14 protein-coding genes are annotated in these 14532 nt (G+C 62.4%); 9 read left to right on the forward strand and 5 right to left on the reverse strand.

The features are described 5' to 3' along the window. Positions 1–14: 14 nt before the first annotated feature. The 5 genes from LB577_RS01055 to LB577_RS01075 all read left to right on the forward strand — a co-directional run bounded on the left by LB577_RS01055 (position 15) and on the right by LB577_RS01075 (position 4990). On the forward strand, positions 15–1664 hold the full coding sequence (locus LB577_RS01055) for an ABC transporter substrate-binding protein (RefSeq protein ID WP_224685186.1): 1650 nt from the start codon (positions 15–17) through the stop codon (positions 1662–1664). Between the two features lie 99 nt (positions 1665–1763). Further along, complete coding sequence (locus LB577_RS01060; protein ID WP_013896099.1) at positions 1764–2456, forward strand: corrinoid protein; 693 nt, start codon at positions 1764–1766, stop codon at positions 2454–2456. 128 nt (positions 2457–2584) lie between these two features. Continuing rightward, positions 2585–3694, forward strand: a complete 1110-nt coding sequence (locus LB577_RS01065; RefSeq protein WP_224685187.1) for a mandelate racemase/muconate lactonizing enzyme family protein — start codon at positions 2585–2587, stop codon at positions 3692–3694. 173 nt (positions 3695–3867) lie between these two features. Next, positions 3868–4362, forward strand: a complete 495-nt coding sequence (locus LB577_RS01070) for a DUF3828 domain-containing protein (RefSeq protein ID WP_224685188.1) — start codon at positions 3868–3870, stop codon at positions 4360–4362. Between the two features lie 4 nt (positions 4363–4366). Next, positions 4367–4990: a hypothetical protein gene (locus LB577_RS01075; RefSeq protein WP_224685189.1), complete on the forward strand. Its 624-nt coding sequence runs from the start codon at positions 4367–4369 to the stop codon at positions 4988–4990. An 8-nt stretch (positions 4991–4998) separates the two neighbouring features. Here LB577_RS01075 and queF read toward each other — a convergent pair whose 3' ends face one another. Further along, positions 4999–5460 carry a preQ(1) synthase gene (gene queF, locus LB577_RS01080; RefSeq protein WP_224685190.1) on the reverse strand — a complete coding sequence of 154 codons (462 nt, stop codon included), beginning with the start codon at positions 5458–5460 and terminating at the stop codon, positions 4999–5001. A 138-nt stretch (positions 5461–5598) separates the two neighbouring features. On the opposite strand from queF, the gene LB577_RS01085 reads away from it, so the two are divergent. After that, the gene (locus tag LB577_RS01085; protein WP_224685191.1) at positions 5599–7644 is read left to right on the forward strand and encodes an FAD-dependent oxidoreductase; all 2046 of its coding nucleotides are present in this window, start codon (positions 5599–5601) and stop codon (positions 7642–7644) included. Positions 7645–7785: 141 nt separating this feature from the next. Here the strand turns inward: LB577_RS01085 and LB577_RS01090 are convergent, their stop codons facing one another. Further along, entirely contained in the window at positions 7786–8193 is a 408-nt protein-coding gene (locus LB577_RS01090; RefSeq protein WP_023780505.1) for a hypothetical protein, read from the reverse strand. 88 nt (positions 8194–8281) lie between these two features. Between LB577_RS01090 and LB577_RS01095 the strand changes: the two genes are divergently transcribed. Continuing rightward, positions 8282–8737 (forward strand): MarR family winged helix-turn-helix transcriptional regulator, encoded by a 456-nt coding sequence (locus tag LB577_RS01095; RefSeq protein WP_224685192.1) that lies wholly within the window; start codon positions 8282–8284, stop codon positions 8735–8737. Positions 8738–8774: 37 nt separating this feature from the next. Here LB577_RS01095 and LB577_RS01100 read toward each other — a convergent pair whose 3' ends face one another. The 3 genes from LB577_RS01100 to LB577_RS01110 all read right to left on the reverse strand — a co-directional run bounded on the left by LB577_RS01100 (position 8775) and on the right by LB577_RS01110 (position 11661). Further along, positions 8775–9005 (reverse strand): hypothetical protein, encoded by a 231-nt coding sequence (locus LB577_RS01100; RefSeq protein WP_224685237.1) that lies wholly within the window; start codon positions 9003–9005, stop codon positions 8775–8777. Then, positions 8900–9478, reverse strand: coding sequence for a polysaccharide deacetylase family protein (locus LB577_RS01105; protein ID WP_224685193.1), 579 nt, complete (start codon positions 9476–9478; stop codon positions 8900–8902). Before LB577_RS01105 ends, LB577_RS01100 begins: the two co-directional genes overlap by 106 nt. A gap of 110 nt (positions 9479–9588) precedes the next feature. Next, on the reverse strand, positions 9589–11661 hold the full coding sequence (locus LB577_RS01110) for a putative bifunctional diguanylate cyclase/phosphodiesterase (protein ID WP_224685194.1): 2073 nt from the start codon (positions 11659–11661) through the stop codon (positions 9589–9591). Positions 11662–11989: 328 nt separating this feature from the next. On the opposite strand from LB577_RS01110, the gene LB577_RS01115 reads away from it, so the two are divergent. Both LB577_RS01115 and tdh read left to right on the forward strand, forming a co-directional pair. Beyond that, a complete protein-coding gene (locus LB577_RS01115) occupies positions 11990–13177 on the forward strand; it encodes a glycine C-acetyltransferase (protein ID WP_224685195.1) in 1188 nt (395 codons plus the stop codon). Between the two features lie 168 nt (positions 13178–13345). Then, positions 13346–14380, forward strand: a complete 1035-nt coding sequence (gene tdh / locus LB577_RS01120) for an L-threonine 3-dehydrogenase (protein WP_224685196.1) — start codon at positions 13346–13348, stop codon at positions 14378–14380. Positions 14381–14532 lie beyond the last annotated feature (152 nt).

Raw genomic sequence — 14532 nt, forward strand, 5'->3', positions numbered from 1 at the left:
AATGGGAGAGAGAAATGACACTTTTCAGAAGCAATAGCGACCGGGTCCCCGCCGCCATAGAGGCGATGGCTGAGGACGCGCGCGCGGGTCGCATGGACCGGCGCGAATTCCTGGCATTGGCCAGCGCCTTCGGCGCCACGACGGCTTTCGCCTACGGCATGATCGGCCTTGCCGCGCCGACAAAGGCCCTGGCGGAAGAACCGAAAAAGGGTGGGACGCTGCATGTCGCGATGTCGGTCAAGGCGCAGAAGGACCCGCGCACCTATGACTGGACGGAAATGGCAAACGTCACCCGGACCTGGCTCGAGCCGCTTGTCCGTTATACGCGCCAGTTCACGTTCGAGCCGGTCCTGCTCGAAAGCTGGGACGTCAATGACGATGCCACCGAATACACGCTGCATCTGCGCAAGGGTGTGACCTGGAACAATGGCGATGCCTTCAACGCCGACGACGTGGTCGCCAATCTGAACCGCTGGTGCGAGAAGGGTGCTTCCGGCAATTCCATGGCGGCACGCGTCGGCGCGCTGATCGACACAAAGACCGGTAAGGCGAAGGATGGTGCCATCACCAAGGTCGACGACCATACGGTCAAGCTGAAACTCAACGAACCCGACATTGCGATCATACCGGGCTTAACCGATTATCCGGCGCTGGTCGTGCATCGCGATTTCGACAAGGATGGCGCCGACCCGACCACCAAGCCAATTGGTACCGGGGCCTTCGAATTGGTCTCCTACGCGGTCGGCCAAAAGGCGGTGGTAAAGCGCCGCGAAAACGGCAAATGGTGGGGTGGCGAAGCACCGCTCGACAGTGTCGAGTTCATCGACTACGGCACCGACTTCAATGCCACGCTGAATGCCTTCGAATCCGGCGAGATCGACCTCGATTTCGAAACGCCGGCCGACTTCATAGACGCCCTCGACAAGATGGATCTGGTGAAATCGGAGGTCGCGACAGCGACCACGCTGGTTGCCCGCACCAACGTGACTCACAAGCCCTATGACGATCAGCGGGTGCGCAATGCACTGCAGATGGCTGTCGACAACGATGCCGTGATGCAGCTCGGCTATGCCGGACGCGGCACCGTCGGCGAGAATCACCATGTCGCCCCGATCCATCCCGAATACTATCCGCTGCCCAAGAAGGCACGGGATGCGGCGGGCGCCAAGAAGCTGATGGCGGATGCCGGCCAGGCGGATTTCGAGCACGAGCTGATCACCGTCGAGGACGAATGGCAGAAGAACACCGGCGACGCGATCGCCGGCCAACTGCGCGACGCCGGCATCAAGGTGAAGCGTACGGTGCTCCCGGGCTCGACCTTCTGGAACGATTGGACGAAGTATCCCTATTCCATGACGATCTGGTACATGCGCCCGCTCGGCGTGCAGGTGCTGGCGCTCGGATACCGCACCGGCGAGGCCTGGAATGAGACGGCCTATTCCAACCCGGACTTTGACGCCAAGCTCAAGCAGGCGCTGTCGCTGGCCGATCCCGCCCAGCGCAAGGAAGTGATGAAGGACGTCGAGCAGATCCTGCAGGATTCCGGCGTCATCATCCAGCCGTTCTGGCAGAAGCTCTACTGCCATATGAGCAAGAAGGTGAAGAACTACGGCATGCACCAGACCTACGAAATGGACTTCCAGAACGTCTGGCTGGACGCCTGATATAACTCCCGAGACATGCAAGAAAACGCTGCCGGCGCCTGTCACAAAAGGCGCCGGCGGCCCGTAAATCACTGACACGCAAATTCACGCAGGCAGAAAATGGCCGACGACGAGATCATCCTTTCCGAGCTTTCCGACGATGAGTTGGTGCAGCAGATGCACGACGATCTCTATGACGGGCTGAAGGAAGAGATCGAGGAAGGCACGCGGATCCTGCTCGAGCGCGGCTGGGTGCCCTACAAGGTGCTGACCGAGGCGCTGGTCGAAGGCATGCGCATCGTCGGCGAGGATTTTCGCGACGGCATCCTGTTCGTTCCCGAAGTGCTGTTGTCGGCCAATGCCATGAAGGCCGGCATGTTCATCCTGCGTCCGCTGCTGGCCGCCACCGGCGCGCCCAAGCAGGGCAAGATGGTGATCGGCACCGTCAAGGGGGACATCCACGACATCGGCAAGAACCTGGTCGGCATGATGATGGAAGGCGCCGGCTTCGACGTCATCGACCTTGGCATCAACAACGCGGTCGAGAAATATCTCGATGCCATCGAGCAGCACCAGCCCGACATCATCGGCATGTCGGCGTTGCTGACGACGACCATGCCCTACATGAAGGTCGTCATCGACACGATGAAGGAAAAGGGCATCCGCGACGACTATGTCGTGCTGGTTGGCGGCGCGCCGCTCAACGAGGAATTCGGCAAGGCCGTCGGCGCCGATGCCTATTGCCGCGATGCCGCCGTGGCGGTCGAGACCGCCAAGGACTTCATGAAGCGCAAGCACAATGTGCGGGTCTGAGCACGGCAGTCGGCCCAGGTTCGTGATCGAGAGCGCCGTCATGCGCCGGCCCGTCATGTGCTGGCCCGTCATGCAGAGGAACGGCAAGATGGCCGGGATAGCTTGGCTCGAAGGGGGCTGAGATCGGCATGCGCATCGAAACGATCAAGGTCTATCAGGTGCATCTGCCGGTGAAAGGCGGTGCCTACCGGATGGCTAGCGGTACCGTTCAGGATCTGGACAGCACGCTCGTTGAAGTGACCACCGAGGACGGTCTGTCGGGCTGGGGCGAGACTTGCCCGGTCGGTCCTGTCTATCAGCCCCAACATGCCCTGGGCGCGAGATCGGCAATTGCCGAAATAGCGCCTGGCTTGGTCGGCGAGGACACGACGTCCTTGCGCCGCCTCGCGAAAAGAATGGACGAGCGGCTGAACGGTCACAACTATGCCAAGGCGGCCTTGGACATAGCGCTCCTCGACCTCGCCGGCCAGCGGCTGGGCGTTCCGGTCTCGACGCTCCTGGGTGGTGCGCTCACCGATCGTGTGCCGTCCTACTATTCGACGATTGTCGGCGCGCCGGACGAGACGGCGCGTATCGCCGCCGACAAGGTCAAGTCAGGGTACCAACGGCTTCAGATCAAGATAGGCGGACGCGATCTCGAGCAGGACGTCGCCACCGTGCACAAAGTATGGGAAGCGGTCGGTTTCAAGGCCCGGATAGCTGTCGACGCCAATCGTGGCCTCACCGCTGCGGCGACGCTGCACATCGACCGGCTTTGCCAGGCGATCCCGTTTGTGTTCGAACAGCCTTGCAACACCATGGAGGAGGTTGCGAGCCTCAAGGGGCGCGTTACCCATCCAGTCTACCTCGATGAGAATACCGAGGATCTGAATGCCGTCCTGCGGGCAATTTCTTCGGGTATCGCGGACGGATTTGGGTTGAAAGTCACACGCCTTGGCGGCCTCACCAAGATGGCCACCGTCCGCGATCTCTGTGCGATACGATCTCTTCCGCACAGCTGCGACGATGCCTGGGGCGGGGATGTCATCGCCGCGGCATGCGTGCACCTCGCCGCCACCGTCGAACCGAGACGTTTCGAGGGCGCCTGGATCGCGCAGGAATACATCGAAGGGCATACCGACCCCATAAACCCCGTCGTCATCGAAAACGGCCATATACGCGTCCCGCAGACGCCGGGGCTCGGTGTCAAGCCCGAGCGCTCCCGTCTCAACGCGCCTGTCGCGACTTTCGGAGGCTGAGGATCCCATGATGTATTGTCGGCAGTTGACCGCGGAAGTGCTTTTGCAAACTTCCAGGACGTCTGGCGGGGCGCCCTGGACTGGCCGCCAGGGACTTCATGAGCCGCAAAAAAGCCGATATGCAGGATGCGTGGTATTGATTGCCGCAAGCCATCAAAAGCCGGAGATTCTGCATGAGACTGACAGTGCTCCTTGCCGCTCTTTCGACAGCCTTGCCCGCCGCGGCCTTGCCCGCTGCAGCCTGGGCCGGTCCGGCGTCCGACGCCGTGAAATTCTTCTATGTTCCGGAGGTCAAGTTCGAGGCCGACGCGCAATACCGGGATCGCTTCACCGAGCCGGTGACGAAACTGTTCGATCTCAACGATCAGGCGACGAAGAAGAATCCGGACCAGGTCGCGTGCATCGATTTCGATCCGGGTCTCGACGCGCAGGATTTCGACCAGAAGTCCGTGGCCAAGACGCTGAAGCTGTCTGAGAAGCGCGATGGGGACAATGCCGAGGTCACAGCGTCATTCAGCCTGTTTTTGGAAGGCGACGATGCCAAACGCGAAATGGTCTGGTCGCTCAAGAAGATCGACGGCAAGTGGAAGATATCGGACATCGCCTCGAAGACCAGCGACTGGACGCTCAGTGCGTTGGAGTGCATGGCCGGCCAGACACCGGAGTGATGTGATGGACCGCCGCTCGTTCCTGGCACTGTCGACCATGTGCCTGATGGCGGTGGTTCAAGGCGGCGCTGCCGCACAAGGGCTGCTCGGCGCCCCGCCGGCAAACGCTCCGTCCGCAAACGCCCCGGAGGCCACCGCGCCGGGCGACAGCGGGTCGCCGCCCGCAACCGCGCCCGGTGGGGCAGCGGAGCCGGCAACGCCACCCGTTGCCTGGCCCCCCAACGAACCGGCCGCACCCATCCAGCCGGGATCGCCGACAGCGGTGGTGCGGCCGTTCTACGATCAGGTCAATCTGGAGGTCGATCCGTCACAGCGCGGCCATTTCATCGATCCGGCGAAAACCGTGCTCGACAAGAGCGATGCGCTGCGCAGATCCGGGCAGGGCGAATGCCTCGACCCCAACATGGCATTGGACAATGCCGATTACGACAAGGACCAGATCGACAAGAGCCTGAAGACGCTCGAGGCGATCAATGGAGACCAGGCCAAGGTCATCGTCGCCTTCGTCGTCGCCGGCAACCCGCATCGCCTTGAATGGAAATTCAAGAAGGTGGGCGGCGAATGGAAGATATCGGACCTGTTGTCGGTGACCGGCGAATGGGCGCTCAGCCAGTACCAGTGCGAATGATGGGCGGGCTAGCCGCGCCCGCGATAAGACGCCACTCCGGTGTCCGGCAGCCAGGCGCCTTCGGGCGGCGCGCCGGTCTGCCAGAACACGTCGATCGGAATGCCGCCGCGCGGGAACCAGTAGCCGCCGATGCGCAGCCACAGCGGCTTGGTTGCCGCCACGATGCGACGGCCGATCATCACCGTGCAGTCTTCGTGGAAGGCGCCGTGGTTGCGGAACGAGGTCATGAACAGCTTCAGCGACTTCGATTCCACCAGGGCTGCATCGGGTGCGTAGTCGATGACGATGTGGGCGAAATCCGGCTGCCCGGTGACCGGGCACAGCGAGGTGAATTCCGGGCAGGTGAAGCGCACGATCGCCGGCGGTCCGTCGCCGCGTGTGTACGGCACGGTCTCCAGGACCGCTTGTTCGGGGCTCTGTGGCGTCTCGACGTGGGCGCCGAGCTGGGTGAGGGTTTTGGTGTCGATCATGAGCAAAGCCTTCTTGGTTTGCGGCGCTCATTAGCATCGGATCGAAAAGTGCGCAGCGGTTTTCGGACGAATCCGACGCTTAAATAGGAAATGGAGCAGCTCATGCTGCTTCGACACAGTTTGAAAAGCAGGAAGACGATGACCAGCAACGACCCGCTTCTCCAGCCCTACCAGCTCAAGCATCTGACGCTGAAGAACCGGGTGATGTCGACCAGCCATGAGCCGGCCTATTCCGAGGACGGCATGCCGAAGCAGCGCTACCGGCTCTATCACGCCGAAAAGGCCAAGGGCGGCATGGCGCTGACCATGACCGCCGGTTCGGCCATCGTCTCGCGCGACAGTCCGGCAGCCTTCGGCAATCTGCATGTCTATGACGACCGCATCGTGCCGTGGCTCGCCGAGCTTGCTGACGCCTGCCACGAGCATGACTGCAAGGTGATGATCCAGATCACCCATCTCGGCCGCCGCACCGGCTGGAACAAGGCCGACTGGCTGCCGGTGGTTTCGGCTTCGCCGGTGCGCGAGCCGGCGCACCGCGCTTTCCCAAAAACCATCGAGGACTGGGACATCGAGCGCATCGTCGCCGACTATGCGTCGGCCGCCCAGCGCTGCCAGGCGGCCGGCCTGGACGGTATCGAGTTCGAGTCCTACGGCCATCTGATGGACGGCTTCTGGTCGCCGGCCACCAATCATCGCGGCGATGAGTATGGCGGCTCGCTCGACAACCGCTTGCGCTTCACCAACATGGTGCTCGATGCCGTGCGGGCGGCGGTCGGCGAGAAATTCGTCGTCGGCATCCGCATGGTCGCCGACGAGGACTTCGAGAAAGGCCTGTCGAAGGAGGAGGGCGTCGAGATCGCCAGGCGGCTGGCCGACTCCGGCAAGGTCGATTTCCTAAACATCATCCGCGGTTCGATCGAAAGCGACGCGGCATTGACCAAGGTCATTCCGGTGACCGGCATGCGGTCTTCGCCGCATCTCGATTTCGCGGGCGAGGTGAGGGCGGCGACGAAATTCCCGACCTTCCATGCGGCGCGCATCTCCGATGTCGCCACCGCGCGCCATGCGATCGCGACCGGCAAACTCGACATGGTCGGCATGACCCGCGCCCATATCGCCGACCCGCACATCATCAAAAAGGTGATGGAAGGCCGCGAGCACGAGATCCGCCCCTGCGTCGGCGCCACCTATTGCCTCGACCGTATCTATGAGGGCGGCGAGGCGCTGTGCGTCCACAATGCGGCGACCGGCCGCGAGGCCGATATTCCGCACATCATCGTCAAGACAGAAGGGGCGAAGAAAAAGGTCGTTGTCGTCGGCGCCGGCGCCGGCGGACTTGAGGCGGCGCGGGTGGCGGCCGAGCGCGGCCATCAGGTGACGGTGCTTGAAGCGTCGAGCCAGGCCGGCGGCCAGGTGCGTCTGGCGACCCAGAATCCGCGCCGAAAGGAATTGATCGGCATCATCGACTGGCGGCTGGCAGAACTCGATCGGCTCGGCGTCGAGATCCGCTACGATACCTGGGCCGAGAAGGACGATGTCCTGGCGCTGGCGCCCGATGTGGTCATTGTCGCCACCGGCGGCTTGCCGCAGAACCCGCCGCTGGCGGCGGGCGACAATCTCGTCACCTCGAGCTGGGACATCATGGCCGGCAGTGTCAAGCCGGCCGAGAATGTCTTGCTCTATGACGACAATGGCGGCCATCAGGGCATGGGTGCGGCCGAACTGATCGCCAACAGCGGCGCACGGCTGGAACTGGTTTCGCCTGAGCGGTTTTTCGCGCCCGAAATGGGCGGCATGAACCATGTGCCGTACATGCGCTCGTTCCAGGAAAAGGGCGCCACCATCACCATCAACACGCGCCTGCGCTCGGTGCGGCGCGAGGGCAATCAACTGGTCGCCGAACTCGCTTCGGACTTTGCCGACGGCTGGCGCGGTGAACGGCGGGTCGACCAGGTGGTGGTCGAGCATGGCACCGCGCCGCTCGACGATCTCTACCTGGCCTTGAGACCGCTGTCGAAGAATGGCGGCGCGGTCGACTACGAACGCCTGGTCAGCGGCGGCGACATTTTTCCGGCACGCAACCACGAAGCCGGCTTCGTGCTGTTGCGCATCGGCGACGCGGTCGCCTCGCGCAACATCCATGCCGCCATCTATGACGGGATCAGGTTCGGTTTGCGGATCTGAAATCTCGTCGCGAAAATTGGTGGCGCGCGGCCGAACCGGCATACGAGAGCCCATGTATTCCGGCTCGATCCGCGCGCCCGCACGTCATTGGCTCGCTGCCAGACAACGCACGATGCCGTGAGGGTTGCAGCGTGGCGGCGCTCAGAACATTCTGGCAGTGGCCATGCACAGCACGGTCAGCACCAGCAGGCCTCCGGCGATGCGCTCGCCTCTTGTCATCTTCGCGCGCAACCGGCTTTCCGTAGCCGCATCAGCGCCGGCAAGCTGCCTGCTGGCAGAGCCTACCAGCGCGCCCTGCACGCCGGCGGCGATCAGGGCCGTCACGATCCCCAGTGCCAGCACTTTCTCCATCGAGCCGAAAGCGCCCTCATGGAAGAAATACCAGAGCAGTATGCCGGTCAGGAAAACCAGGCCGGCAGCACCCATTTGCGGCCGGAAGAACCGTTCCGCGCGGATGTCCGGGTCACGGCCGACCGCGATGGTCGTGCCCGCCCAGAATACGCCTGCCATGACGTGAAGACCGATGACGACGATGTAGGCATACTGCATGCCATCTCTCCTCTCTCGCTTGCTGTCAGTGCAATAATTAGATATCGAACTATTCGATGTCAATGTATAAAATGAACCAGTTCCATCCTTGGAAAACACCGTCTACTGTCCGGCAATGACGCCCTTTGAACGCCCGCCGGTCGGCATGAATCTCGGCCGCACCGCCAAGCTTGTCGCCCAAGCCTTCGACGCTGCCTTGGTCGAAGCGGGCGGCACCTTGCCGGTCTGGCTCACGCTGCTGTCGGTCAAGTCGAGCAAGCTTGCCAATCAACGCGAACTTGCCGGCATGATCGGCATCCAGGGCGCGACGCTGACCCATCACCTAAACGCCATGGAGGCGCAGGGCCTGCTGACGCGTCGCCGCGATCCCGTCAACCGCCGGGTCCATCTGGTCGAATTGACGGAGGCTGGAGAAGCGATGTTCGAGACACTACGCAAGGCCGCGCTTGTTTTCGACAAGCGGCTGCGGGTGGGACTGTCCGACGAGCGGCTGGCGGAGTTCGCGCAGGTGCTGGCGGTGTTGCGGAACAATGTGGAGAGCTAGGAAAGTCTGCCCGTTGGGTTAGTCGTCACCCGTTGGCTCAGTCGTCATAGGTCGGGATCGTTCCAAAGGCATAGTGGCGCAGCTTCAGCGCGGCGATCAGGTTGGTCAGCTTCGTCTTGCCGTCGAAGCGGTCCTGGAACATCTCGTCATGCATCAACAGGATCAGCTTGCCGGGTCTGACGAAATGACCATAGCCGAACAGGTGATCGATCTCGCTGACCAGATGGTCGACGCTCTGCACCGGCTCACCGCCGCCTTGTGCACCCATTCGTGGTCCCAGCCATAGAGATAGAAGCCGGAAGCCGCGACGAACTCGTAGTCGGGATCCTCACGACCGGCTTGCGCGGGCCCGAGCGAGTTGTCGTCCTTTGACATCGAGGGCAGTCGGAACACATCGCGCCCTGGCAGGCGCGCGTGCACGGCAGGCTTCAGGCCGAGCACGGCGTTCGCCTTGAGCATATCGGTGACCACGCCTTCCGTATCGCCATAGAAGTGCCGGTAGTGATTGTAGGCGTGGCTGTAGCTGTGGTTGCCGATCGTCACCAGCGGCATCGCCTTGGCGCGCCGCACCAGCATCTTGTTGGACGCACTGGCCTCGGCGTGCATGCCGACCATGAACAACGTTGCCTGAACTTGGCTCGCCTGCAACACGTCGAGGATGTTGCCGGTGCCGCTGAGCGGACCGTCGTCGAAGGTGAGATAGATCGTGCGATCCGCCCCATGAGCCGGCAACGCGGACATCAACACGGCCGCGAGGACAAACCAAAACGATGTCATAGGTCGCGGCATCCGTTTGCGTCGCGACAGGCCGCCATGTGCATGGCTGGTTGTCAAGGCGGACGCGCGGGTGCCTACGCCAGACTGCCTTGCAGCACCGTCAGCTTTGCCTTCTTCGGCATGCGGGCGGTCAGCCACTCGAGCGCCTTGTCCTGCGGCATCGGGAAGGCGATGGAATAGCCTTGCACCTGATCGCAGCCGATCGCCATCAGCGAGTCGAGTTCGGCTTCGGTTTCGGCGCCTTCGGCGACGATCGAGATGCCGAGGCCGCGGGCAAGCTCGGTGATGGCGCGCACGATCTTGGAGTTGTCGCCGTTCTCGTGGATGTTCTGGACGAAGCGGCGGTCGATCTTGAGCCGGTCGATCTCGTTCGGATTGACATGGCTCAGCGAAGCATAGCCGGTGCCGAAATCATCGAGTTCCAGATGGACGCCGGCCGCCCTGATGTGACGCAGCTTTGCCGCGATGCCTGTCTTCTCATCGTCCAGAATGACGGATTCGACGATTTCCAGCGACAGTTTCTGCGGCGGCAGTCCGGCCTTCTCCAGCGTCCCGAACAGGAACGCATCGAAATCATGCTCGCGCAACTCGGTGCCCGAAACATTGACGGCTAGCCGCCCGAAGGCAATCCCGGCGCGGTTCCATTCAGCGGCTTCGTTGATCGCCTTGCTGATCACGATGCGGCCGATTTCCGGCATGAAGCCGCATTTCTCCGCAACCGGAATAAATTCGCCGGGCGAGATCATGCCGCGTTCGGCATGGTTCCAGCGCACCAGCGCTTCGATGCCGCTGATCGTGCCGGTGGTCAGCGAAACCTGCGGCTGGAAATAGACCTGGAACGCCTTTTCGGAGATGGCGACCTTGATGTCGTGTTCGAGTTGCTTGCGATAGTCGAGTTCGCGGCGCAGCTCCTCCGAGAAGAACGAGAAGTTGCCGCCTCCCATCTTCTTGGCCGAATAGAGCGCCAGATCGGCGTGAACCAAAAGATCTTGCGCGTTGTCGGCGTCTATCGGATACACGGCGATGCCGGCGCTGGCGCCGGGAAGAATGGTCGTGCCCTGGAAAACGATCGGCTCGTTGATGTGCGCCAGGATGCGCCGTGCCAGCATGTTGATATCTTCGGTGCTGCCGGCGCCGTTGAGGATCATCACGAATTCGTCGCCACCGAGCCGCGCGCACAGATCCGACGCCCGGCAGGAATCGCGCATGCGCTGTGCCGTGATGACCAGGACATAGTCGCCGGCGGCATGGCCCAGCGTATCGTTGATTTGCTTGAAACGGTCGAGATCGAGCTGGACCACGGCCAGACGCTCGCGTCGCCGATGCGCGCCCTTGATCAACGTCTCGAAATGGTCGGTCAGGAAGGTTCGGTTATGCAGGCCGGTCAGTCCGTCATGAACCGCGATGAAGGCCATCGAATTGCGCGCGTCGACCAGTTCGCGGGTCTTGCGAAGGATCGCGTTGGACATCGGCCTGAAGATGAACAGCGCTACCAGCAGGATGACGCCGAGCGTGGCGTAGAACAGCGTGCGGTGGAGGGAGAGCAACTTTTCGGAGCGCTCGTCGGCCTCGGCGCTGATACGCTGGCCGAGCGCGGCATAGCCCGACAAGGTGGCGTTGGCGACCGACATGTCGAGGTTGACGCGTTCGGCGCTGCCTTTGTAGCCGCCATTGTCGAGATTGTTGAGTTGCGATTCAAGCGCCGAGATCAGACGGTCGCCATTGGCGATCAGCCCAACCGAGAAATAGTCGAGATGGAAGGGTTTGGCGAAGAGCACGCTCTCGATCGACTTCGGATCGAGCTTGGCCGGTGATTGCGGATCTGCCCCCGTCTGCTCGAGCAGCAGATCGTAGTTGGTCTCGAACTCCACCGTCGCCTGCTTGAGCGCGCTGACCAGCGCCGGCTGCTTCTCGCGCGAGGCGACATCCGTCGCATTGGCAAGGAAAACGATACGCTGCGACAAGGTTTTCTGCGTGCCGACGATATCGAGCAGGGTATGGTTGTGCTGGTGCGTGGCCATCGTCTGCTGCAGCAGCACGAAGGAGGCTGCCACCATGGCGGCGATGATCAACAGCGCTAGCCAATAGCCGGCCTTGATCAGAAGTATGAGCTTGCCTGAAACGGTTTGCACCGGCTGCTGCGACATTTTCGGGGGCGGCCCTCTCGCCAACGGATTCCTGTGTGGGCATCATTGAACAGGAAACGTTAACAGGACCGGAAATCGACAGCCGGCCGACAAGGGGGAAACGCGCAAAGATCGCGGGAAACGCGGAAAGATCGCGGAATGGTTATCGGCTCCTTTCGCCTTCAATCCGCATTTGAACGTTCGCCAGCCGTTGTGATCCCCTGGGGCGTGCTTGGGCGATGCCCATGACGCTTCATTTGATGCTGGCCACCACCGGCCCGGTCGCTTTTGCGATGGATTTTTTGCGCGGACAGGACAACAGTCGACCCACGTCAAACAGGGCCTGATCATGACCGCAGCATTTCTCTCCCATATCGACAGTGAGCTTGCAGGGCTCAAATCAGCCGGTCTCTACAAGTCGGAACGGGTGATTTCCTCGATGCAGTCGGCGCAGATCGAGGTCGGCGGTGAGAAAGTGCTTAACTTTTGCGCCAACAACTATCTCGGCCTCGCTGACAGCGCCGAACTGCGCGACGCGGCCAGCCAGGCGCTCGACCGTTATGGCTACGGCATGGCGTCGGTGCGCTTCATCTGCGGCACGCAGGAGGAGCACAAGCAGCTCGAGGCGACGATTTCATCCTTTCTCGGCCTGGAGGACACCATCCTCTACGGCTCGTGCTTCGACGCCAATGGCGGTCTGTTCGAGACGCTGCTGGGCGAGGAAGACGCGATCATCTCGGATGCGCTGAACCACGCCTCGATCATCGATGGGGTCAGGCTGTCGAAGGCCAAGCGCTTCCGCTACGCCAACAACGACATGGCCGATCTCGAAGCGCGGCTGAAAGAAGCGAAGGATTGCCGTTTCCGGCTGATCGCTACCGACGGCGTGTTTTCGATGGACGGCATCATCGCCAATCTCCGCGGTGTCTGCGATCTCGCCGACAAATACGACGCCATGGTCATGGTCGACGACAGCCATGCCGTCGGGTTCGTCGGCCACAATGGCCGTGGTTCGCCGGAACATTGCGGTGTCGAGGGCAGGGTCGACATCATCACCGGGACACTGGGCAAGGCGCTCGGCGGCGCGTCGGGCGGCTACACCTCGGGCAAAAACCAGGTGGTCGACTGGCTGCGCCAGCGCTCACGCCCCTATCTCTTCTCCAACACGCTGATGCCGGCGATCGCGGGCGCTTCGATCAAGGTGTTCGACCTGATCCGCAATGGCGACGCCTTGCGCCAGCGCCTCTATGCCAATGCGGCGCGGTTCAGGTCTGAGATGGGCAAGCTCGGCTTCACCTTGGCCGGAGCCGACCATCCGATCATTCCGGTGATGCTGGGCGATGCGAGCCTGGCGCAGGAGATGGCGGCGCGCATGTTGAAACGCGGCATCTATGTCATCGGCTTTTCCTTCCCGGTGGTGCCGAAAGGCCAGGCGCGCATCCGCACCCAGATGTCGGCAGCGCATTCCACTGCCGACATCGATCGTGCGGTGGAGGCATTTGGCGAGGTTGGCAGGGAACTCGGCGTGATTGGATGAGGCGCTTCACCCTCCCCCCTTGCGGGGAGGGTCGGCGAGCGACTGCTTGCAAAGCAAGTGGTCGAGAGACGGGGTGGGGGTGCGCAGGGATCTCCACCGGTAAAGTTAGAACCCCCACCCGGCCCTTCGGGCCACCCTCCCCACAAGGGGGAGGGTAAGGAGCGAGACATGTCGAACATGATGAAGGCGCTGGTGAAGGCCAAGGCCGAGCCGGGCATCTGGATGGAAGAGGTGCCGGTGCCGGAGATCGGCCCCAACGACGTGCTGATCAAGATCAGGAAAACCGCGATCTGCGGCACCGATGTCCACATCTACAATTGGGACCAGTGGGCGCAGAAGACGGTGCCCGTGCCGATGGTGACCGGCCATGAATTCGTCGGCACCGTCGCCGATTTCGGCGCTGCGGTCACCGAATACAAGGTTGGCCAGCGCGTGTCGGGCGAAGGCCATATCGTCTGCGGCCATTGCCGCAACTGCCGTGCGGGCAGGGGCCATCTGTGCCGCAACACGCTCGGCGTCGGCGTCAACCGTCCAGGCGCCTTCGGCGAGTATCTGGCGATCCCGCAGCACAATGTGGTGCCGATCCCCGACGATGTGCCCGATGAGGTCGCCGCGATCTTCGATCCCCTGGGCAATGCGGTGCACACCGCTCTGTCTTTCGACCTCGTCGGTGAAGATGTGCTGGTCACCGGTGCCGGGCCAATCGGCATCATGGGCGCGCTCGTTGCCCAATGCGTCGGCGCGCGCAAGGTGGTGATCACCGACATCAATCCAGTGCGGCTGGCGCTGGCCAAAAAGCTCGGCGTCCAGCATGTCGTCGATGCGTCGAAGGAAAAGCTGCGTGATGTCATGCCGGCGCTCGGCATGACAGAGGGTTTTGACGTCGGCCTCGAAATGTCGGGCGCCGCGCCCGCCTTCCGCGACATGATCGACACCATGAACAATGGCGGCAAGATCGCCATCCTGGGCATCGCGCCGACCGGCTTCGAGATCGACTGGAACAAGGTCATCTTCAAGATGCTGCATCTCAAGGGCATCTACGGCCGCGAGATGTTCGAGACCTGGTACAAGATGATCGCCCTGGTCCAGGGTCCGCTCGATGTCTCCGGCCTGATCACCCACCGCATCGGCATCGACGATTTTCAGGTTGGGTTCGATGCAATGCGCAGCGGCAGTTCCGGCAAGGTGGTGATGGACTGGTGAGGCTGCTGTGAAGGCACTGTGCCGGAGACGTTAGCGGGACAGCACCCCCCTCTGGCCTGCCGGCCATCTCCCCCGCAAGGAGGGAGATTGGTTTTGATTGCTGCCTTCGCCAATCACGGACGTGGCAAAGATGGCGCGGCGCCGAAGCCGCC

Origin of the sequence: Mesorhizobium sp. B283B1A (assembly GCF_020165735.1) — a bacterium.
GTDB classification, from domain to species: Bacteria; Pseudomonadota; Alphaproteobacteria; order Rhizobiales; family Rhizobiaceae; genus Mesorhizobium; species Mesorhizobium opportunistum.